Source organism: Colwellia demingiae, assembly GCF_007954275.1.
GTDB lineage: Bacteria > Pseudomonadota > Gammaproteobacteria > Enterobacterales > Alteromonadaceae > Colwellia > Colwellia demingiae.
Genome location: NZ_VOLT01000004.1, coordinates 324436 through 347823 on the forward strand (window position 1 = coordinate 324436; position 23388 = coordinate 347823).

General features: G+C 37.4%; 18 protein-coding genes. 10 read left to right on the plus strand and 8 right to left on the minus strand.

The features are described from left to right. Positions 1-2: 2 nt before the first annotated feature. Entirely contained in the window at positions 3-611 is a 609-nt protein-coding gene (locus ESZ36_RS09545) for a hypothetical protein (protein WP_146786855.1), read from the minus strand. Further along, positions 608-2143 carry a HAMP domain-containing sensor histidine kinase gene (locus tag ESZ36_RS09550; RefSeq protein WP_146786859.1) on the minus strand — a complete coding sequence of 512 codons (1536 nt, stop codon included), beginning with the start codon at positions 2141-2143 and terminating at the stop codon, positions 608-610. Before ESZ36_RS09550 ends, ESZ36_RS09545 begins: the two co-directional genes overlap by 4 nt. 364 nt (positions 2144-2507) lie before the next feature. Here ESZ36_RS09550 and ESZ36_RS09555 point away from each other — a divergent pair, with 364 nt between their 5' ends. The 3 genes from ESZ36_RS09555 to ESZ36_RS09565 all read left to right on the plus strand — a co-directional run bounded on the left by ESZ36_RS09555 (position 2508) and on the right by ESZ36_RS09565 (position 7371). Continuing rightward, positions 2508-2876, plus strand: coding sequence for a hypothetical protein (locus tag ESZ36_RS09555; protein ID WP_146786862.1), 369 nt, complete (start codon positions 2508-2510; stop codon positions 2874-2876). Between the two features lie 495 nt (positions 2877-3371). Further along, the gene (locus ESZ36_RS09560) at positions 3372-5564 is read left to right on the plus strand and encodes a M3 family metallopeptidase (RefSeq protein ID WP_146786865.1); all 2193 of its coding nucleotides are present in this window, start codon (positions 3372-3374) and stop codon (positions 5562-5564) included. 241 nt (positions 5565-5805) lie between these two features. Beyond that, on the plus strand, positions 5806-7371 hold the full coding sequence (locus ESZ36_RS09565; protein WP_146786868.1) for a hypothetical protein: 1566 nt from the start codon (positions 5806-5808) through the stop codon (positions 7369-7371). Between the two features lie 146 nt (positions 7372-7517). Here the strand turns inward: ESZ36_RS09565 and ESZ36_RS09570 are convergent, their stop codons facing one another. Then, positions 7518-7775 (minus strand): DUF2164 domain-containing protein, encoded by a 258-nt coding sequence (locus ESZ36_RS09570; protein WP_146786871.1) that lies wholly within the window; start codon positions 7773-7775, stop codon positions 7518-7520. Positions 7776-7968: 193 nt separating this feature from the next. On the opposite strand from ESZ36_RS09570, the gene ESZ36_RS09575 reads away from it, so the two are divergent. Further along, positions 7969-8898 (plus strand): putative porin, encoded by a 930-nt coding sequence (locus ESZ36_RS09575; protein ID WP_146786874.1) that lies wholly within the window; start codon positions 7969-7971, stop codon positions 8896-8898. A gap of 138 nt (positions 8899-9036) precedes the next feature. Here the strand turns inward: ESZ36_RS09575 and ESZ36_RS09580 are convergent, their stop codons facing one another. Beyond that, a complete protein-coding gene (locus tag ESZ36_RS09580; protein ID WP_146786877.1) occupies positions 9037-9495 on the minus strand; it encodes an Lrp/AsnC family transcriptional regulator in 459 nt (152 codons plus the stop codon). 348 nt (positions 9496-9843) lie between these two features. On the opposite strand from ESZ36_RS09580, the gene iscX reads away from it, so the two are divergent. Both iscX and ESZ36_RS09590 read left to right on the plus strand, forming a co-directional pair. Beyond that, positions 9844-10050, plus strand: coding sequence for a Fe-S cluster assembly protein IscX (gene iscX / locus ESZ36_RS09585; RefSeq protein WP_146786880.1), 207 nt, complete (start codon positions 9844-9846; stop codon positions 10048-10050). Positions 10051-10328: 278 nt separating this feature from the next. Then, positions 10329-12017, plus strand: coding sequence for an NAD-dependent malic enzyme (locus ESZ36_RS09590; RefSeq protein WP_146786882.1), 1689 nt, complete (start codon positions 10329-10331; stop codon positions 12015-12017). 397 nt (positions 12018-12414) lie between these two features. Here ESZ36_RS09590 and ESZ36_RS09595 read toward each other — a convergent pair whose 3' ends face one another. The 4 genes from ESZ36_RS09595 to ESZ36_RS09610 all read right to left on the minus strand — a co-directional run bounded on the left by ESZ36_RS09595 (position 12415) and on the right by ESZ36_RS09610 (position 18405). Beyond that, the gene (locus ESZ36_RS09595; protein WP_146786885.1) at positions 12415-13116 is read right to left on the minus strand and encodes a response regulator transcription factor; all 702 of its coding nucleotides are present in this window, start codon (positions 13114-13116) and stop codon (positions 12415-12417) included. Between the two features lie 24 nt (positions 13117-13140). After that, positions 13141-15153, minus strand: a complete 2013-nt coding sequence (locus tag ESZ36_RS09600) for a cache domain-containing protein (RefSeq protein ID WP_146786888.1) — start codon at positions 15151-15153, stop codon at positions 13141-13143. Positions 15154-15346: 193 nt separating this feature from the next. Further along, the gene (locus ESZ36_RS09605) at positions 15347-16972 is read right to left on the minus strand and encodes an acyl-CoA synthetase (RefSeq protein ID WP_146786891.1); all 1626 of its coding nucleotides are present in this window, start codon (positions 16970-16972) and stop codon (positions 15347-15349) included. 17 nt (positions 16973-16989) lie between these two features. After that, positions 16990-18405, minus strand: a complete 1416-nt coding sequence (locus ESZ36_RS09610) for a solute carrier family 23 protein (RefSeq protein WP_146786892.1) — start codon at positions 18403-18405, stop codon at positions 16990-16992. Positions 18406-18837: 432 nt separating this feature from the next. Here ESZ36_RS09610 and ndk point away from each other — a divergent pair, with 432 nt between their 5' ends. The 4 genes from ndk to ESZ36_RS09630 all read left to right on the plus strand — a co-directional run bounded on the left by ndk (position 18838) and on the right by ESZ36_RS09630 (position 23382). Continuing rightward, positions 18838-19269, plus strand: coding sequence for a nucleoside-diphosphate kinase (gene ndk, locus ESZ36_RS09615; RefSeq protein ID WP_033092026.1), 432 nt, complete (start codon positions 18838-18840; stop codon positions 19267-19269). A gap of 298 nt (positions 19270-19567) precedes the next feature. Further along, a complete protein-coding gene (gene rlmN, locus ESZ36_RS09620) occupies positions 19568-20728 on the plus strand; it encodes a dual-specificity RNA methyltransferase RlmN (protein ID WP_146786895.1) in 1161 nt (386 codons plus the stop codon). Between the two features lie 76 nt (positions 20729-20804). Next, positions 20805-22397, plus strand: coding sequence for a type IV pilus biogenesis/stability protein PilW (pilW, locus tag ESZ36_RS09625; RefSeq protein WP_146786898.1), 1593 nt, complete (start codon positions 20805-20807; stop codon positions 22395-22397). After that, positions 22390-23382: a RodZ domain-containing protein gene (locus tag ESZ36_RS09630; protein ID WP_146786900.1), complete on the plus strand. Its 993-nt coding sequence runs from the start codon at positions 22390-22392 to the stop codon at positions 23380-23382. The genes pilW and ESZ36_RS09630 overlap by 8 nt, the downstream gene beginning before the upstream one ends. Positions 23383-23388 lie beyond the last annotated feature (6 nt).

Sequence of the window (23388 nt, forward strand, 5' to 3'; positions counted from 1 at the left end):
TCTTAGCCACGGTCGCTAATGTTTTTGTCTATTTTTTTTAGTAATATCAACTGCTTATTTACAAGGTCTAATTGTTGGTTTAATTGTTCAATGGTCGCGCGGTGTTCATCATTATGTTGATTGTATTCTTTGTCAGCGCGCGCTTGCTTTTCAAGTAAACGAAGTTGGATATTTAATTGATCTCTTAATAACATAATAAAAGCTAGGTTATCTTTACTCATTTTATTACTTGCTAATAAATGTTCATTGAGTAGTCGTTTTGCTTTGTAAGGTTGATTAAGCCCTGGATTTGGTAAACTATAGAGTAAGATAAGTTTGCCTTGGCTAAGGGTTTTGTCATCGAGTTGACTAGTCAATAATGATTGCTGATTTTTCTCTTCTAATAAGAGCTGCTTATTACTTAGGGTTTTTAATGTTAAGTAATACTGACTATATTTGATCGAATCATTAGTATTATCATTATTAGTAACATCATTATGAGTAATAATCGCTGGCTCAGTTACTTGGCAAGCGGTTGATAAGCTGGTTAAGAGCAGAATAAATGCGATCGAAAGGCACTGTTTAGCTGATCTAATTGTTGAATGTTTTACGCTCAGGTTAGTTATTTTCATAATTCATTATCTGTTTGCGTATTAGGTAAAGTGATGGTGACACAGGCACCGCTTTCATTTGCTGCGCTGATTTTTTTTGCCTGTGTTATCTTGATATTACCATTTAGGCGAAGTAATAGCTCTTTGACTATAGTTAGCCATAAACCACTGCCTTTTATCTGACTGTTTATTGGGGCTTTACCCTGATAAAAAGCGTCAAATACTTTCTCGCTGAGCGACGGCTCTATCCCTGGCCCTTGGTCAATTATATTAATGGTTATGCACTCCTTGCTACTACTATAAGTTATTGTGATACTTCCATTTACAGGGGAATACTTTATCGCATTAGAGAGAATGTTATCTAAAATGACACTGAGTTGTTTGCTATTACTGTAAATAAAATAAGGACTGTTATTACACTTCAAAGTCAAATTTTTCGACTTGATATCGAGTTTTCGAACGTTACATGCATCGCTTATTAACTCAGATAAACTAATTTTATCTAAGCCATATAGGCTGGTTGAATCAAGGACAATATTGAATTCGAGTAAGTCCTCAATTAAACGCTGGAGGCGATTAACACTTACGCGAATTATATCGCAAATTTCTTGCTGGTCCTCATTGAGTGGGCCAACACTATTATCATAAATAAGCTCTGTGCCTTCCCTAATTGCAGCTAGTGGTGTTTTTAATTCATGTGATATATGACGGATAAAACTCGACTTTTGTAACTCAAGTGCATGAAGCCGTTGGCGCATATTTTCTAGCGCATCTGCTATTTCCCTGACTTCAGCAGGGCCGTGTAAGTTAATTTCTTGTTCAAAACTACCTTGCTCAAGCAATTGAATTTTATCAGTGAGTCGTTTTAATGGTTTGGTGATCAAAATGATAAATACACCGGCAATTAGCAGAGTGATAGGAATAATATATAAGCGCTCAAGAATGCTATTACTAATCTCTTCGGTGGTGTGTTGTATATCTAGAACTTGCTGATTAACAACAAAAGCGCTGCGTTTCTCTAGCTGCTCATTAATAAGTTGTAATGGTTTAAACTCTTGTTGGATTTGCTCTAATGAAAAAGCACTAACATCATCACTTAACATTAGTTCTTTTATTCTATAACTTTCAGCTTGTAGCGACGTTAGCCGCTCTTTTAATACTTTATCTTGCTGTTTAGCTGATGTTTCTTGAATTATATCTTTTAACGTTTTTTGGTGGCGACTAAATACGGCAAGTAATTCATCGTCTTTAAGTACCACAAATTGACTAGCAGAGCGCTCTAATTTAGCAATAGTGTCATCAAGCTTACTGTTAAGTTGTGTTAGTTGCGCAACATTGTAAATAGCGGTAGTACTTTGCTTTGCTAATTCACTGGCTTTATTTGCACCAAAAAGCAAAGCCATCACTAACGGCATTGCGACAAAGGTAAAACCAATTAATGTTAATTTCTTAATAGAAATCTTGTTAAGAAGAGATTGGCTAAAATTAAAAAAAGAAAGTGTTAACTGCCTTGGTAATCGCTTACTTTTTTTTGGGTTGTTAAGAGAAGTCATAAAATCTAGCCTGAACGCTTTACGATGGTTACATCTGAATGCCCTTTGTATGACAAAAATAAAGTAAAAACAAGAGTGTCTTTATTTTGAGACAACGACAAATGATAATTCTAATTTTATTAAGTTGTTGTAAAGTAACATTTTATTTTATTTTATATAGCTTTTTTATTTAACAATAACTGGCAATATTTTATTGTGTTGTTATTTGGTGACACTTCAGCAAGTTTTTAGTGACTTAATTGCTGGTTAAGTCTTTTTAAATCAATGGCTTATTTGTTTTGGCACGCTCTATGCAAAACCTCAATTGATAATGGATTTAACTAGCGCCTATAAAACGCTTTAATATTAAAAAAGAGGATTCACCATGGATAGTATCAGTTTAACTCAAGTAACCGCATTTGTAGTAGCCGTAAGTATGGCATCTTTTTTCGTCAATGCTGATGATGATCTCGCGTATACCAATGAAGATAATACCGTTGTAAATGCTGAAAACTCTGCTAACGCAGAAGCAATTACAGCAGCTATTGAAGAAGTAAAAGAGCCAAGCGATAAATTTACTTTTACTTCATTAGATATGGACAAAAATGGCATGTTAAGCCGACAAGAAGTTGTTGATGGCGAAAATGAATGGTTAGTGAAGTCTTTCACAAATATAGATAGTAATGCTGATAACTCAGTTACAGAACAAGAATTAGTTGATTTTGTAGCTAAAAAGGCAGCGACCACTAAATAGCAAATAAACAGCGAGTATAACTTACTCACGACAGTTTTAGGGGAGCTCCCAACCCCCTATCAAATCAGTAGTTATCTTTCTTAAGGACTGAGAAAGTTTCTGCATCGATTTGGTATATACCCGTTCCACTCCCCTTGGGTCGGCTACTTCAGTAGTCGGCCTTTTTTATATGCTCTAATATAGTCAGTTTACGGGGATGTCAGAGAAAAAATGCTCATCATTGCATCTATTTTAAAGATGTTATTTGGATGTAGATTGCTAGAGAGTACAGAAAAATTATCTTGAGCATATTCTCCTGAATAACCATTAATAAAAAAAATCGTCTTGCTCATGAATGGCTCAAGCGACCTGAAGCTCGCAGCTCGCAGTTTGAAGTATCATGGGTATAAATGAGATTAACCGCTTTGATACTGCGATAGACGGTCCTTGCTGATATATCCACTACAGTTGATGCTTGATATAGTAATGGCAATTACTATAAAAAGAGAATATTCAATGAAACCCCTGTTTATCAAAGCATTTTTAGTTTCTAGTATTTTAATGGGTTGCTCAACAGCAACACAAGTTACCGATGTACAGCCCGCTGCTAGCACAATAACTAAAGCTACTGCCAGTGATGCAGCAGTTAAAGAATCTGAAGCGCTTCTTTTAGCTAAATGGCAAGGGGCTTTTCAGGGCGTCCCTGCATTTGACCAAGTAACATTAGCAGGCCTAGTGCCAGCAATGGAAACAGCGATGGCGACTAATTTAGCTGAAATCGATTTAATTGCTAATAATCCCCAAGCGCCTACATTTGAAAATACTATTGTTGCTATGGAAAAAACGGGCAGTGACCTAGATAGAATTTTCACGTATTACGGTATTTGGCGCTCAAATAAATCAAGCAGTGAATTTAGAACAATTGGTACAGAACTAGCACCGAAATTATCTACTTTTACATCAACGATTAAACAAAACAAAAAATTATTTAATCGTATTTCAGCTGTTTATAATTCTGATGAAGTTAAATCACTGAGTCCGGCAAAACAGCGTTTAGTTTTATTAACTTATAATAGTTTCTCACGTGATGGCGCGACTTTAAATGATAGCGATAAAGAACGTTACGCCCAAATTAATCAACGTTTAGCGCAGTTGCAAACAAAGTTTGGTAATAACGTTTTAGCCGATGAAGAAAGTTATGTTGTTTACTTAACTAAAGCACAGTTGGGTGGCTTACCTGAGTCTATTGTTAATGTTGCCGCTGCTGCAGCGACCGAACGAGATCATCAAGGTGAGTATGCAATTACCAACACTCGTTCTTCTATGGACCCCTTTTTAACGTATTCAACAGAGCGTGCTTTAAGAAAACAGGTTTGGCAAAACTACTACAGCCGTGGTGATAATGGTGATGAGTTTGACAACAATGCCATCATTGCAGAAATATTACAGCTGCGTCATGAACGTGTCGGCTTATTAGGCTATAAAAACTATGCCTCGTGGCGCTTAGAAGATCGCATGGCTAAATCACCAGAGAATGCTATCGCTTTGATGGAGTCTGTTTGGCCAGCAGCCATTGCTCGTGTCGATGAAGAAGTTACTGACATGTTAGCTATTGGAAAAAAGCAAGATGGTATAGAGCAAGTACAAGCTTGGGATTATCGTTTTTATGCCGAGAAAGTACGTAAAGATAAATACGACTTAGACTCTGATGAAGTTAAACAGTATTTACAGTTAAATAATTTACGTGAAGCTATGTTCTATGTAGCTGGGCGCTTATTTAATTTTAATTTTGTGGAAGTGACAGATGGTTCAGTACCGGTATTTCATGAAGATGTTCGTGTTTGGGAAGTAAAAGATAAAACTTCAGGTGAGCATATTGGCCTATGGTATTTAGACCCATTTGCACGCAAAGGTAAACGTTCAGGAGCATGGGCGACTACCTATCGTTCTCACACTACGTTTGGCGGTAAGACAAATGTATTGTCTTCTAACAACTCCAACTTTTCTAAAGGTGTTGCTGGACAACCTACTTTGATTTCTTGGTCAGATGCAGAAACCTACTTCCATGAATTTGGTCATGCTTTACACTTTTTGGCATCAAAAGTTGAGTACCCAACACTTAACTCTGGCGTGCGTGATTACACTGAATTTCAATCACAACTATTAGAGCGTTGGTTATCAACTGATGAAGTGATTGACAACTACCTTGTACATTACAAAACGGGCAAAGCCATGCCTAAAGCGCTTATAGCTAAAATTAAACAAGCAGCAACCTTTAATCAAGGCTTTAGTACTACAGAGTATTTAGCTTCTGCTTTGGTTGATATGAAGTTTCATACCGTTGACCCAACAGGTATTGATCCAGATAAATTTGAGCGTGAAACGTTAGCTGAATTAAAAATGCCTAAGCAAATTGTTATGCGTCATCGTAGTCCGCAATTTGGTCATATCTTTAGCAGTGAAGGGTATGCGTCAAGTTATTATGGTTATATGTGGGCTGAAGTCTTAACGTCTGATGCGGCAGAAGCTTTTGCAGAAGCTCCAGGTGGTTTTTACGATAAAGATGTTGCCGATAAACTGGTAGAGCATTTATTTAGTGTTCGCAATGCGGTTGATCCAAGTGAAGCTTATCGTGCCTTTAGAGGCCGAGATGCAAAAGTTGAAGCGTTAATGCGTGATCGCGGCTTTCCGGTAAAAGCTGAAGATTAACTACTGACGTAAATAGTAGTCATACCAATCGCATTAAGTATTACAATCATTAAAAACTCGCTTCGGCGAGTTTTTTTATGCCCATTATTTATTGTTAAATAAGAGTTTTTGTTAAAAATTTCATTTTTAGTTACTTTAACTGGTAGTTTTAAGGTTTTTCTTTGATAGCCGAAATGTATTCGCGTTATAATTTGTAAAAGTATGTAAATTTTTGTAAGAAACCACCTTAAAAGGACCTTAAATGAAAACCTTAAACATCTGTATTGCTTGTGTAGGACTGTCGATTTTGACGGCTTGTCAGTCAACCGATAAACCCGCGACTACTAAAAATTCTGAAGTTAACCAACAAACTAAATACTTTGTTGAAGCGAAAACCTCCCTCGATAAGCTAAAGGATGACATTAATCAAGGTCGAAGAGATCAACTCGCTTATTTTGCACCAGGTACTTTTGAGCAAGCGGTTGAAGAATTTGATAATGCGACTGAAGAATATATGGATATAGGCCAAAATGGCACATCCTCGTTAAATGTTTTTCAAAGTGATACCGAGCAATACCAAGAAGCTAAGCAAGAAATTATTAATTACATTGCGCTTGCCAATCAAAAACTAAAATTTTCTTATAGCATTAAAGAAACGGCAGAAAGCACCTTGGCCGCAACTTTTACTCAACAAGCACTATTAAAAGATATTGGTGCACCTAAAATTTATGCCAAAGATTATAGAGATATCAATGAAAGAATTGATGATCTCGTTGAATATATTGACGAGGGTAAAGTAAGTAAGGCACAAGAACAACAGCCTGAATTACTGATTGATATGCAAGCACTAGAAGTGCGTACCGTACGTGTTAATGCACTAGGTCAGCTTGATTCCGATATTGCTTATATCAAGAAAAAAAGTTTGGCAAAATATGTTCCTATAAGTCATCAGCAGTTATTAACAGCCCGAAGTAATGCAAATGCAATTATTATTGCTACTCCTCGCGCCACGAAAGAAATTAAAGCCGCAGTAGAGCTTGCTGAATTCGAACTTGCTCACCTTTATCATACATCGAAAGAAGTAAATGCTTTGAAGAACACTAAAAGTAAGTCTTACGAGCAATACTTGCTCGATAAAGAAGTACTATTGCATACAGTCTCTGAATCTTTAGGTACTGCTGATGTACGTGATTTAGCAATGACAAAGCAATTAGAAGCAATAGCACTGCAAGCAGATACTATTAAAGGTAAGTTAACTACAGCTAATGCTGCTGTATTAGCATTGCAAAGTAATAACAGCCAGTCATCAGTGGCTACAGAAAGTCTTAGAACTGAATTCAAAAGTCAGTTAGTTAATTTAAACGGAAAATATGATGCTTTGGTTCTCGAAAATTCGGATCTTAATAAGCAATTGCAAAGTAAAGATATTGAGTTAATTCGTCTACAAGCCTATAAAGAAGCAGTATCAGATGTTGAAAGTAAACATGCTGCTGAAAAAGAGCGAGCGTTACAAGCACAGGCTAAGAAAGAAGCAGAACAAAAAGCACTAGCATTAAAAGAACAAGCCAAAAAAGAGGCGCTAGCTTTAGCAGCCAAGACAAAAAAAGAAGCAGAGCAAAAAGTATTAGCATTACAAGAGCAGGCTAAAAAAGAGGCGGAGCAACAAGCGTTAGCATTGCAAGTACAGGCGGTAGAGCCTGTAAAAGTGACAGTAGCTAAGCTCGATGTTGAAGAAGCGGCAGCAGTAGAAATTAAAGAAACAGTACTAGAAATTGAAGCTGTTGAACAAGTAGCAGAAATACCAGTGACAGTAAAAGATGACAAATAGCGGTATGACTTCAGAGTAATTTTCTTTGCATTTAAACTCGCTTCGGCGAGTTTTTGTATGCGTAAAATAGGCCCGTTAAGGCTAATCAGAGTCTCGAATTAGGGATGAAGTATAGAGTGCTTATATTCCTTAGACAGTAAAAAGCACTAACTAACGGGCTTTTCAATTTCACTAATGCCTTCTTGTACCATTTCACTGACATCTTCCAGTTTAGCGGCAATAATTACTTGTGCATCAAACAAGCCTCGATTGTAAAAGTGAGCGCCAACTTCTTTAGAAAAAAAATCGAGTAAAAACTCTGCATCAAACTGACCAAGATCTTGATCGAGCTCTTTGGCAAAATAGCCTTGAATCTTGGCAACTAACTGTTCTGTTTCTGTACTTGAGAATTTTATTGTACTCATAATAAATCTGCAAAAAGATATGAAAAGTGATAAATGATATTTTATTATTATACCGATTACCAATCAAGATCCATGTTTGCTGCCAATTGTATGAAAAGTGTAAGATTCTTAGTGTGTTAGTAGACTAAAGAAGTATGAGCTGTCATATTTACTTTGTTTTATATGGATATTACTATTAAAAGGATCTTACACGTTGAAACTATCAAAACTATCAAAACTATCAGCCTTGGTGGCTATGCTGCTGAGCAATACCGTACTTGCCGAAAGCTACCAGTCGTTTACGAAACTATCTTACGCCCATGAAAGTTACTTTGCTGAGGCACCAGATTATGGATTTTACAATAAAGGTGATTCGGATAACTTTTCGTTATCCAGTAAATATTATTTTGATGAAAGGCTAGCACTAGGCCCTTTAAATGAGTTTGCTTACATCAACACCAGCAGTAATGTCTTCGCTTCGGCGGTCAATCGGAATAGGGACGGTTCTTCTTTAATACATGGGCAGGACGCTAATTTTGATTCAAACGCTACTACCTATGGTATCGGAGGTCAATGGATAGTAAATAGCTTCATCATTGGCGCTAGCTACGACTATAACGAGTCAAAAGGTAAGTGGAATGACTATAATTTTGATAACGATGATAGCGACGTCTCATTATTAATAGGGTATTTATTTTCTGATAACTTTCTTATTAGTGCTGGTTGTGAAGAAGATTTCGATGATATTTGTGGTTATACGGCTAGTTATAACTGGCAATTAACGGGTACTGATTATATTGGCTTTAGCTATAATGCGGGTGACAATTTTGATATTAACCGGCTTTCATCTCAATACTTTTTTGGCGTAGGAGAGCAAAGTTATCTTATGATTGGCGGCGAATACCTTCATGATAATAGGGATTATGTTTTCGCTGATGATTACTGGAGTGTTAATGGCAGTTATTATTATGATACAAGAACATCCATCGCAGCTTATTTTGCCGAAGATGATGCTTATGGCATTAGTGCTAATTACTTCATTAATCAGAACTACTCAGTGCAAGCGGGTTATAATTCAGTCGTTAACAAGAAAAATAAAAATGAATACGAGGGGTATTATTTCACCGTTACTGCACAATTCTAGTAATGAATGAAAGTAATAATCTCCTAATTAAGTCGCGCTACCCTATTGAATTACTGCTACATATTTAATAGGGTCACTAGCTAGGTAGTTTTATAAAAACTTATTAAACAGTCATTAGAGTTTCCCCGTATTAAAAAGCTAAATATAATCAACGGGTAGGGCAGTGGTGTACTTTATTTCTTCCATAGCGAAACTTGAACTTATATCAGAAAAATCTACCCGAGTGATAAGCTCTTTATAGAAGTGATCGTAGGCTTTCATATCCGGCACAACAACACGAAGCAAGTAATCCACATCGCCACTCATACGATAGAACTCGACAATTTCAGGGAAGTCTTCTGCAACTTTAGCGAAGGTGGCTAACCAATCGGGATTATGTTGATTCGTTTTTACCATGACAAAAATAGATAAACCGACGTTTAACTTTTCTGGATCAGCGAGGGCAACACGCCCTTTAATGACACCTGATTTCTCCATGGCCTGGATCCTTCGCCAACAAGGGGTCGTCGATAGCCCAACTCGCTCAGCGATTTCACTGGTTGATAAAGTACAATCTTTTTGTAAAATACTTAAAATATGTTTATCAAAAGAATCCATGCTACTGCCTTATCGAACTTTATGGAATATAAAACTAATTATGCATCGTATGTTAGCATTGTATTGCTAACTTTATCGTTAAGCCGATTTGTTTTTTATGGTTTTAATCACTAAATACGCTAACATTGAGACAAGGTGTTTTTTGTGGATATGAAATGAAGGGTAAACTTAAAAAATGGTGGCATACCGATTGCCCTTTTTGTCGAAAAGCGAGGTTGCTATTCATTTGGCTTATACTAATGTTAATGGTAGATTTCTTTTTCTTTCAGTTGTTATTTTAGTGTCAGGCTTATGTTAAATCATAAAGGTTAACTGCTAAAAATAACGGTATGCACTATAGGAAATATTATGGCATCAGGACTACTTTGGAGTGATTCACAAGAGATTGCGTTGGACTTAATTGAATCGCATCCCAACGCTGACCCATTTAAACTGCATTTCACCGATTTAAGACAGTGGGTACTTGATTTGGAACGTTTTGATGATGATCCAAATCATTGCGGCGAACGGGTGCTAGAAGCTATTCAATTGGCTTGGATGGCAGAGGTAGATTAGTGACTGTTGCTCTTTCTATATTACCTTGGACGCAATGGTTTGAGCTTGTGTCCCTAGTAAAGTCGGCTTAGCATAACCTTACGATTTTGCTCGTAACATGCAGTTATTCCGCATTGTAGAATCGAAACTATTTTTCAAATAGATTCAACTAATTATTCTGATTTTTAGCATTTTCAATCATTCTCTTGCTTTGCAGCAGGTTCAATATCATTTATACTCTTAGCTATATTAATTTCGCCTATTTCGATTATTCACAAAACATATAAGTAGTCATTCAAATGCCTCAATCTCAACGCCCACTTTATATCCCTTATGCAGGTCCATCATTATTAGAAACCCCTTTACTTAATAAGGGCAGTGCTTTTAGCAAAGAAGAACGTGGTAGCTTTAACTTAACAGGCCTTTTACCGCCACGCTTTGAGAGTATTGATGAACAAGCTGAGCGTGCATTCCGTCAGTACAGTTGTTTTCAAACGAACATCAATAAGCATATTTATTTACGTGCTATTCATGATAATAACGAAACGTTATTTTTTAAATTAGTACAAAATAATCTAGCTGAAATGATGCCCATTATTTATACCCCAACGGTTGGGGATGCTTGTGAGCAGTTTTCTGATATTTATCGAAGTTCACGCGGTTTATTTATCTCTTATGAAGATAGATTTAATATTGATGACATGCTGCGTAATGCGACTAAAAATAAAGTAAAAGTGATTGTTGTCACCGATGGTGAACGTATTTTGGGACTAGGCGATCAAGGCATCGGCGGCATGGGTATTCCAATTGGTAAGTTGTCTCTTTATACCGCTTGTGGTGGTATTAGCCCAGCACATACATTGCCGGTAATGCTTGATGTGGGTACTAACAACCAGAAATTATTAGATGACCCAATGTATATGGGCGCTCGACATAAGCGTATCGATCAAGATTCATATGATGAATTTTTAGAGTTATTTATCAGCGCAGTTAAACGTCGTTGGCCGAATGTTTTGTTGCAATTTGAAGATTTCGCACAGCCAAATGCAATGCCTTTATTACAACGTTATAAAGATAGAATCTGTTGTTTTAATGATGATATTCAGGGAACCGCTTCGGTTACTGTCGGGACTTTACTGGCTGCTTGTCGTAGTAAAGGCTCCAAACTCTCAGAGCTGAATGTTGCTTTTGTTGGCGCAGGCTCTGCAGGTTGTGGTATTGCCGAACAAATTATCAGTCAGATGATGAACGAAGGCCTTAGTGCAGAGCAAGCACGTAGCCAAGTGTTTATGGTTGATAGGTTTGGTTTGTTAACGCAAGGTATGGGAGAACTTCGTGATTTCCAGCAAAAATTAGTGCAAAGCAATGAAGCCATAGCCGAATGGGATATTGCTGGAGAGTTTGCCTCACTTGTTGAAGTAATGCACGGTGCTAAACCTGATATTCTTATTGGTGTCTCAGGCCAAGCGGGATTATTTACCGAAAAAGTTATTACTGCGATGAAGTCTCATTGTGAGATGCCAATAATCTTCCCGTTAAGTAATCCTTCTCGTCAAGTAGAAGCAACACCTAGCCAAGTAATTAATTGGACACAAGGACAAGTAATTATAGCGACAGGAAGCCCGTTTGAGCCAGTTGAGTATCAAGGTAAAACGTTCCCAATTGCTCAATGTAATAATAGTTACATCTTCCCTGGTGTTGGTTTAGCGGTTGTTGCGGCAAATATAAGTCGAATTACCGATGATATGTTACAAGTTGCGAGTGAAACCTTAGCGGCAGCATCACCGCTTGCAAATCAAGAGTCTGATGAATTATTGCCACCGTTAACCTCTATTGCACAATTAAGTAGATATATAGCTTTTGCTATTGCTAAAGTAGCTTATAAGCAAGGGTTAGCATTGGAGTTAACTGATGATGAGTTGTTAGCAAAAATTGAGCATAATTTTTGGAAACCTGAATATCGCCAATATCGTAGAACAAGCTTGTAGTTAACGAATATTACTAGTTAATCCCACCTCTATTTAAACAGAGGTGGGATTACTTGGTAAACAATAGGGCGATAAATAGCGAGCCGACTAATTTGACGCTCTGTTTGAGTTGCAATTATACCAAGTCCATTAAGTTATTTCCGACTCAGCGAGAATTAAAAGGCTTAGAGACAAGGCATTGATTGAAGAGAATGGTTATCCCCTTGTCAAAATCAATAACGCTGTATGTCAGCCTTTACTTTTTATTAGGTACTCGCCCTTGGGAGCTTTTCACAAAAGCAATAACTGCATAAATTTGTTAGATATAGAATGACTATACCTATACAAATTTTATTTGTTATAACTCTTCTGACATAGCTCTGAGGTGGAAATAAATTTAATGGACTTGGTATTAGGTTTATTGCCAAATAACTTCTAAAGTAAAAATATAACCAGCACCGTAAACTGTTTTGATTATTTTTGGGTTTTTATGATCCTGTTCTATTTTTTTTCTTAATCTCGACATTCTAACGTCAATACTTCGGTCGAAAGACGTTGCATCTTCGCTCAGTAAACGCTCTCGTGATAATATTTGTCTTGGGGCATTTAGTAATACCATCAATATTTCAGTTTCAGCAGCGCTTAGCATAAAGCTATCGCCCTTGTTGTTAGCTAAAGTGAGTGTTGATTGTTCAAATGTCCAATCGCCAAAGCTAGCGGTATGAAGTGATGTGATAGGTAATTCATTGACTATAATCCGACGAATAATACTTTTTACTCGAGCAACAAGCTCTCGCGGGTCAAAAGGCTTACTAATATAATCATCAGCACCAAGCTCTAAGCCTAATACTTTATCGGGTAAGCTGTTTCGACCGGATAAAATAATAACGCCAATCTTTTTATCATCATAAAGCCTCTTCACTAATGACAAACCATCCATATCAGGCAAGCCAAGGTCAATAATACAAAGTGCTGGTAACTGTTTTTTTATTGCCAACAGGGCTTGTTCGCATGTAGTGAATGCTTGTGTACTAAAGTTATAACGCTCAAGCTCTTGGCAAACTAAGTCACATATTTCGGCTTCATCATCGATAACGTAAATTAAAGGTTTAGTATTCACAAGTGTTATCACCTCGATTCTTTTTTATTGTAATGCTTGAAATAACTTACTTGCCACAAAAGGTTTTTTTAACAAAATAGGCGTGTCTTCATCGGGCTCTTTCTGCTGTTGAAAATAGCCACTCATGAGTACAATTTTACAGTTAGGGGAGCGACTTTTTAACAAGGCAGCAAGTTCAAAACCATCCTTATTACCTGGCATACTAATATCTGAAACCATACCATATAAGTCATTAATAGTATCAATAAGTTGCTCGGCTTCATCACTATCATTTGCCTCGATAACATTTAGGCCAAATGATATTAACTGTTCTCTAATAATTGCTCGAACATCATGATCATCCTCGACTAGCAAAATCAGCTTATTTGAAAAGCCTATTTCTTTGGTTATTTTTGCATCGTCATGGAGTATTGATTTTGAATCGGTTTTTTCTTTTTCATAAGTAAGTAAGGGTAATAATAATGATATTTTAGCGCCGCCATTTTGTTGATTAGCAATGCGAATGTAGCCTTGTGATTGTTTGATAAAGCCAAATACCATGCTCAAGCCAAGTCCCGAACCTTGGTGAGTATCTTTTGTAGTAAAAAAGGGTTCGAATGCTTTGTTTATTGCTTGTTCTGAGAAACCATTACCATCGTCTATGATAGTGACATCAAGGTAGTCCCCGAAGGTTACTTCTTCATCAAACTGTAAAAATTCATTCACTATTCTTTTATTGACCATGATAGTGATAACGCCACCGTTTGGCATGGCATCTTTTGCATTTAACACCAAATTAATTAAGCAATTCTCTAACTGATTAGCATCGACATAAACCTGTAAATCGTCATATGAATATTCAGTGTTAATCTTAATTTTACTGGGTAAAGAGCCTTTCAATAGCTCGATTGTTTCGTCAATTAATACCTTTATATTCACTCTACAAGGTACCAAATATTGTCTTCGTGAAAAGGCTAATAAACGGTTAGTAATATCACTGCCTTTACGTGAGGCTTTTATTGCCGGTAATAAACGTAATAATAACGGCCTATTATTCTCATTATCTTGCTGAGCAGCGAGTAGGTTACCTAAAATAATAGTGAGTATATTATTAAAATCGTGGGCTAATCCCCCAGCAAGTTGCCCAACAGCATTGATGTGCTGCACTTGTGCTAATTGCTGCTGCGCTTGTTGACTCTCGCTCAGTGCTTGTTGTAACTGCGCATTGGTTGTGGCTAACGTTTGTGTGCGTGAGGCAACTTTTAAATCAAGCATTTCAATATTCTCACGCATTTGCTCTACCATGTCGTCAAAGGCTTTGCCTAAAATACCTAACTCATCGGCACGTGATATACCACTGGTGACGGTTAAGTCTCCTTGACTCACTTTTCTGGCGATCAAAGCAAGTGTATTAATCGGTTTGGTTACCCAATAGGAAAAAATTAACGCTAAAAAAATAGCACACATAAAGGTAATAAAACCTATAGTTAAAATGCGTTGGCTAAGCAGTTTTCCGCTGCTTTGTAGCTCTTCTATATAGACAGAAGAGCAAATATACCAACCCAGTTCAGGTAGGTGTCGTACTAAGGATAATTTACTATAGCTATAGTTATTGGCATCGCTAGGCTTATCCCAAAGGTATTCGAGCTCTTTTCCGGTATCAGCAACAGCAATAAGCTCTTGTAAAATGGGCTTACCTGTTTTTGGATCTTTAAGCTGTAAAGCGTTGGTGCCGTTAATATTAGGGTTAGGGTGATGCAGCATATTACCTTGTTCATCAAAAATGAAAATATAACCCGTCTTGGCAATGACACTGTTTTTGATTATTTGACGTAGTCTATGAACGACTTCTTCTTTACGAGGTTTTAGGTTCAGTTGCATTGTACTGGCTAACTCAAAGACGTTATTCAAGACTAAACGACTGGCATTTTTTTCAATTTTGTATACTTCTTTATTAATTAAAGGCACCGAATACCAATAAATACCAATAAGTAATACGAGCAAAATAGAGGTGATGGCAGAAAAGAAGGTACGGGACAATTTTTGCTGTAAAAACATTAGTCACCTAGTTCAAGTAAACGATGAAATTATTATAAAAAAAGGGCTGGCGATAAGCCAGCCCAAAAAAATAGTAGGAGGTTGGAAGGGACTATACTTAAACAACTTTGAAATACAGGGTCATGTAGTTTTCAGCCGTTTAAGTATATAACTACTATTTAAAAAACAGTGTTCATATTTATTACTTGCCTATTTATTCATTTGCCTGTTTACGCAAAACAAATTTTTGTATTTTACCCGTTGACGTTTTTGGTAACTCACCAAATATTATGGTTTTTGGTGTTTTGAAATGCGCCATATTATCACGACAAAAGGTGATCATTTCCTGTTCGGTTATTTCCACATTTGGCATTGGTGTAATAAACGCACAAGGTGTTTCTCCCCATTTATCATCTTTTTTCGCGACCACTGCCACCTCTTGAACTTTGGGGTGGCGATATAAAATATCTTCCACTTCCACGCTTGAAATGTTTTCACCGCCTGAAATTATGACATCTTTAGAGCGATCTTTTATTTCAATATAACCATCACTGTGCCAAACCGCGATGTCACCAGAGTGAAGCCAACCGCCTTCAAAAGCAGCTTGCGTGGTTGAAGGGTTCTTTAGATAGCCCTTCATCACAAGGTTGCCTCGCATAAAGATTTCACCAACTGATTCACCATCTTTTGGCATAGGCTCTAAGGTTTCAGGATCTGCTACCATCAATTGGTCAAGCATTGGAGAGCGAACCCCTTGGCGAGATTTTAATTTAGCTTGCTTCTCAGGGCTTTCTTCATTCCATTCGTCATGCCAAGCACAAACGACAGAAGGGCCATAAGTCTCGGTTAAGCCATAGGTATGAGTCACTTTAAAACCAGAAGCTTCCATACCTTCAATCACTGAGGCTGGAGGTGGAGCACCAGCAGTCATTACTTTCACTGGGTGATTAATATCGGCTTTTAATGAAGGTTCTGCGCCGTTAAGCATATTTAATACAATCGGAGCACCACAAAAGTAGCCCACTTTTTCAGATCTAATTAAATTGAATATAGGCTCAGCACGCACATGACGTAAACTTACACTCGTGCCAGCGGTTGCTGCAATTGACCAAGGAAAACACCAGCCGTTACAATGAAACATAGGTAACGTCCATAAATAGACTGGGTGTTCACCCATACTCCATGACATGACATTACTGACAGCGTTAAGGTAGGCACCACGATAGTGGTAAACCACGCCTTTAGGATCGCCCGTTGTACCAGAAGTATAATTTAAAGAGATACCATCCCATTCATTATTCGGTCGTATCGGTTCAAAATCACTATCACCTTCTTCAAGCAATTGATCATACGTTAACGAGCCGATTAATTGACCTTCGGTAAAGTTAGGATCATCAATATCAATGACTAAAGGTTTATGTGGAATCATGCGCAATGCTTTTTTTACTATTGGGCTAAATTCTTTATCTGTAATCAATACTTTGGTTTCTGCATGCACGAGTATAAAAGCAATCGCTTCAGCATCAAGACGCGTATTAATAGAGTTGAGTACTGCACCGCTCATAGGTACACCGAAGTGTACTTCAAAGTGTTCGCTAATATTGGGTGCTATAACTGATACGGTATCGCCTCGGCCAATGCCTCGTTTTGCCAAAGCGCTCGCAAAACGTGTACAGCGTTGAAAAACTTCTAACCAAGTATGACGAATATCACCATTAACGGTTGCTGTTTTGTCTGGGTAAACAAAGGCCGCTCGTTCTAAAAACGAAATGGGAGTTAGGGCCATATAGTTAGCTTCATTAGGCTCTAAATATTGCTCAAAAATGTTTATAGTAGTCATTTATATATTCCCTATTACTAAGTATTATTACTGTTAGTTACAGCGACTTCTTCCTGCGTTTCATCAGCAAAAATAATATTATCTTTGCTGTCATGCTTACCCATTAATCTAGGGCGCTCAATTAGGAAGTAAAGTATTACACCAATACATACGGCATACATGGTTGATTTAGGATCTGGCATAGCTAATGTAACCGCAACAATACCGGCAACGCCGCGTTCAGTTGAATTTTTTAGTTGTTCCATACCAACCATGATACATATGTAGGCTGTAAGAACTAAGGTAAGAGAAAGTGCGATTGGTAATACCGGCTTAAATAAGGTCACTAAAGGTAATGCGAATAGAGCAAGTAAACCACTCATCCAAAAAGTACCACCACCACTATAAATAGATTCCATAGATTTACGACCCATAGCATAACGCTCGGCAACGGTAGCGTGGGCAGCTGTCCATAGTGGTCCTGCTAATCCAGGCCATGGTGCTAAAAATGCGTGAAAACCATTACGAATAGCGGTAACAAGATGAACACGGTCAACATTTTCTTCAATTTTTTCATCTTTACGAATATGATCAACACGATTAACTAAGGTAAAACCAACAAGGATATCGCCAAAAGCAATGACATAAGCTATTAAGGCTGTTGGAATGGCCAGTAAGAATATTTCCCAATCAGGATAGCCAACAGTAAAGGGTAAATACTGCCACATTAACGAGAAATCTGGGTTAGTAATGCCCCATTTTATGTCAGGTAATGGGTATTCACCGACAGTCCAACCTACGAGCATAGCAATGATCATTCCAGGTACCATACCGAAGTTTGCAATTTTGCGGGCAAAAGAGTTTTCGTTGATAACATTTTTAAAAGAAAGAGAAAATAAGATATAGGCTGAAATAATAGAGCCAACAATTAATGAAATAGGTGTTGCATCAATACGACCACCAATTTTTAGTTCACCCATCATTGCTGCCATGCCGGCGCCAATAATTATTCCACATTTTAGTGAGTTTGGAATGACATCAACTAATTTAGAGCCTAGACGAGTTGCGCCCAAAATAAGAAAAATAATAGCGACTTCAATTTGTAAGGCAAACAATGCTCTGATTGCTTCAGGACCTGGTTCAAAGCCTTTCAAGTAAAGTAATACCACAGGAATGGCTGGCGTTATCCAACCGGGCACTAAAGGAACCCCGAGTAAGGCGGGTAAAATATAACCTACACCAGCAACAAAGGTAAAAGCTAATGCTGCTTCATATGGCATACCTAAGTAACTTTCAAGCAAAGGGATCATGGCTAAACCAACCACGAACATGAAAAAACCTTGTATCATTTCTGGTAATTCCCAGCGGTAATGAACAAAAGGTAATCTAATTTTAAATGGCCCTGCTGGCCAGTATGGTTGTTCTTCCCCATGTGCACGTTTTATAAATTGCATTGATAATCCTGCAGTTGTTTAATTTTAACTCACAGTGAACTATGAAAGCATTTCAGAACTTTTTCGACAATGTGACCAAATGTAACAACCAAAAATGACACTTTAGAGCAAGAATGATGAAATATTTATTAGTATTTTTATTAGTAAAAGGCAGGGAGTCAGAACCAGCTTGAGTTACAGCGAAACTCAGTAAATGGTCAATAAGCGGTACTTTTCATTTTACACTTGAAGAATACTTTGTATTTTTCATTGCTGACTACGACTAAAGGACCATGAGAAAATTAGCAAAATGTTATGATAATTATTCAACGGTTAATATTAGCAGTTTACTATTATTTCGTTTATAATCGCGCCAAAATTTGTAGATGTCAGTTTTTTCATTTGATCTCTACTTAATTACACTAAAATTTAAATTTATTATAAGGGCTTATCATGGCTATCGAACGTACTTTTTCTATCGTAAAACCAGACGCAGTTGCTAAAAACTTCATTGGTCAAATCTACAACCGTTTTGAAACTGCTGGTTTAAAAATCGTTGCTTCTAAAATGATTCACTTAAGCCAAGAAAAAGCTGAAGGTTTCTACGCTGAACATAGCGAACGTCCTTTTTTCGGCGCTTTAGTTGAATTCATGACTTCAGGTCCTGTAATGGTTCAAGTTTTAGAAGGCGAAAACGCTGTTCTTAAAAACCGTGAAATCATGGGTGCTACTAACCCTGCTGAAGCATTAGCTGGAACTATCCGTGCTGATCTTGCTGATTCAATCGACGAAAATGCTGCTCACGGTTCTGATGCTTTAGAATCTGCTGCTCGTGAAATTGCTTATTTCTTCTCTGATGACGAAATTTGTCCACGCACTCGTTAATTTATTTTAAATCGAGTTGATTTCATCGCTATCATCGTTGCAAGTGCTCACGTAGTAAACTACGTTCCGCGCTAGCGCCTTGATACCAAAGAAACAACTTTGATTTTAAATTAAATTAATATTAAAAGGATTTTACTGAGCAATTAGTAAAATCCTTTTGTTATTTTAAGCGGATAATAATTCCTCTGAAGATAATCCAGTAAAATTGCGATTGTCGCTTAAAAAGCGTACAATATGCGCCTTGTTTTTTAGGCTACTTATCTTAGTAGTTTAATTTTAGTTATTGAGAGTTTGTTCTATGAGTGATGTAAGCGGAAAAGTAAACCTACTTAATTTTGATCATAAAAGTATGCGTGAATACTTAGAGTCTATTGGTGAAAAGCCTTTTAGAGCCGATCAAATCATGAAGTGGATTTATCACTTTGGTTACAGCGATTTTGAGCAAATGACCAACATCAATAAAAAGTTACGTGAAAAATTACAGCGTAATTGTGTGATATCTGCACCAGATATTTCTGAAAAACAAGTGTCAGAAGACGGTACTATTAAATACGCTTTGAAACTTGAAGGCGGACAAGAAGTAGAAACCGTTTGGATCCCTGAAAATGATCGTGCCACATTATGTGTTTCATCTCAGGTTGGCTGTGCATTAGAATGCACCTTCTGTGCTACGGCTCAGCAAGGCTTCAATCGCAATTTATCTATGGCCGAAATTATTGGCCAAGTATGGCGTGTCGCCAATGACATTGGTGCCACCCGCATCGCAGGTACTCGCCCGATTACCAACATTGTTATGATGGGCATGGGTGAACCATTATTAAATATGAAAAATTTAATTCCTGCGCTTGATACCATGTTAAACGATTTAGGTTATGGCTTATCTAAACGTCGTGTAACTGTGAGTACCTCAGGTGTAGTGCCAGCATTAGATATGCTTAAAGCAAAAATTGATTGTGCTTTAGCTATTTCAATCCATGCACCCAATAACAAGTTGCGTGATGAGTTAGTACCAATTAATAAAAAATACCCATTAGAAGATTTTATTGCCGCTGCGGGTCGTTATATCGATGGTTCAAAAGCGAATAAACAAGCAACAATTGAATACGTTATGCTTGATCACGTTAATGACAGTACTGACCAAGCCCATGAATTAGCGCATGCGCTAAAAGGCTTACCAAGTAAAATTAATTTAATTCCTTTTAATCCGTATCCAGGCTCACCTTATACACGCTCAAGCAACTCTCGCATCGATCGTTTTGATAAAGTATTACAAAGTTATGGTTTAACGGTTATCACTAGGCGCACCCGTGGTGAAGATATTGATGCAGCTTGTGGTCAGTTAGCAGGTGATGTTTTTGATAGAACTAAGCGAAGTGTTATAAATGCAGCTAAGAACGCTGAAATAAGTTCATTGAAAGATGAACCTAAAGCTGACACTATCTCTATAAAAATAGTTTGACCATTAGTCTACTGATTTTTGGTAAAAAAAATAACAATAAGAGGCGGTTACCGCATTGCATATTATGGATAAAGCTATGGCTAAATATTTAATTCCAACCCTTTTAACAGCAATCTCTGTGACGTTGTTAAGTGGTTGTGTTACCCAAAGCTTTGAAAATAATGAGCCTATCGTAAAAAACCAAGCAAATCGTGATGAAATGGCGGCAACGCGTATTTCCTTAGGATTAGGCTATTTAAAAATGGGTGATATGTCTCAAGCAAAACTTAACCTTGAGAAAGCGAAAAAATTCTCACCGAATTTAGTCCAAGTACATACAGCATTTGCCCATTATTATGAAACAGTAGGCGAAGGAACGCTCGCTATTGAGTCATTTGAACAAGCCTTATCAATTAAAGCAGACAGTGCAGATACCTTAAATAATTACGGGGTATTCTTATGTCGACAAGGTAACGTTGCTTCAGCAGAAATACAATTTCTTAAAGCGATAGCCGTACCTAGCTATTTATTAGTATCCGAAAGTTATGAAAACCTTGCCTCATGTTATTTACAAAATGACAATTTTGAAAAAGCAGAAATGTACTTAAATAAGTCTATTTACCATAGTCCAAATAGAACAAGTACGTTATTTCAAATGGTACGCCTGCAATATGCTATGGGCAATTACAAGGAAGCTAAGCGTTACTTACAAAAGTTTGAGCGTAGTACACAACGTTTTACTGCAAATTCATTATCGCTCGCCTATAAATTGTATTGGAAGTTAGGACAACGCAGAACAGCAAGAAATTACGCTAATATGTTAGTGAAGATGTATCCACAATCATGGGAGGGTAAACAATACCTACTCAATGAACTGGAACTGATCGACGCTGATAATTTAGCAAAGAAGTACCAATTGACCCAAAAAGAAAAAAATCGTCAATTATCGCCATCTAAAAATAAGCGCGTGGTAAAACTTTCGCCGAGAAAATCAGCGAACACACCTTATACTAGTAGTGTTAAAACAGTTACCCCGAAAATGAGTACTAAAAATACGGCAACTACTGAGATTACTACGAAAGCAGTGTCTACGTCATTGATAACAAGTACGACGCCAGCTGCTGTTGGCTCAGGGATTGTATTACTGTCTCCTAAAGTCGCAGGTACACTCGTAGCGACAAATAAGCCAACAAATGAAGTTGCAGTAACAAATAAACCAACAAGTGAAGTCGCAGTAACAAATAAACCAGCAAGTGATATTACAGTAACAAAAGTAGAAGATGTGGTGCCGCTTAATAAGGCAGTAGATAAAGTTATTCCTTTGGCAACAGAAGCCGTTGTAGTCAATCAAGTGGTTTCAAATTCAACCGAACCGACTTCAACTATGCCTATAGCTGCGACACGTGATGTGCCTTTACCAGAAGCCTTACCTGAACCGGTCGAAACTGAACTAGTGGTAGCTGAAGTCATAGCGGTTGCAGAAGTAAGTAATGAGTTTGATATGGTTGATACGCAAGAAATAGTGCATACAGTGATACCAGGTGAAAATTTGTATAGTATTTCTGTAGAATATAATGTCAAACTCAACACCTTGCGTAAGTGGAATAATATCTCCGAAAAAAATAAAATCCGGATAGGCGATAAGCTCTATGTGGTTGATCCTCAAACAGTGAAAAATATTAATGACTAATGATGTATCCCCTGCTTTAGAAGTAGATAAAGAACAACAAAGTGATATTACCGAACAAGTCACTGAACTAAGTGATCACATGGAAATGTTGAGTCCTGGAGCTATGCTGCGTGAAGCTCGCAAAGCGTTATCACTCTCACAAGAGTTTATTTCCAGTAAATTGAACTTAAAAGTAGGACTGGTTCAAAATATTGAAGACGATATTTTTGACCCCTCAATGCCGGTTACTTTCAATCGAGGTTATTTAGCCAATTATGCTAAATTGGTTGGCATTGAAGTAAAAGATGTACTGGCAAGTTATGATGCGCTTGATGCAGCCACCACACAACGCAGCGAAATGTTGAGTTTCTCTAAAGAAACATCCAAACAAGCAGAGCATAGCCGTGTTATGTGGTTAAGTTATTTGATTGTGGCCGTTTTGGTGGGTTTGACCGTATTATGGTGGCTACAAGAGAGTAGACAGCAAGCGGATGACGCATCAAATGTGATTCCAAACGCAGCACCTGCACAAGACGTTAGCGGTGATGTTGCAGCGACGAATATCGAACCTTCATCTTTGGTTGTTGAAACAACACCCGTTAATGATGATGTTCAGCTAAGAGAAAAAAAAGATGAGGCAGAATTAGCATTAGATACAACAACTAAAGCGCTAATAAATGATGCTAATAATGATATTAAAGCACCGGCTAATCTTGTAGTAAATGACGTTTCTCAACCCGCAGAACCAAAAGTACCAGCGATAAGTACTGCAGTATTTACCTTTAAAGGGGATTGCTGGGTAAATATTTATGATGCAACGGGTGAGCGAATCGCTTGGGGTGTGAAAAAGTCAGGTTATGTAATGACTATACAAGGTAAAGCACCGCTGCTTATTACTGTTGGAAAACCAGAATTGGCCAGTATTGTTTTTAATGATAAGCCAGTCGATATGTCGGCTTTTAATGTTGGCAATATTGCTAAATTTAACTTACCTATTGTTGAGTAGTCACTG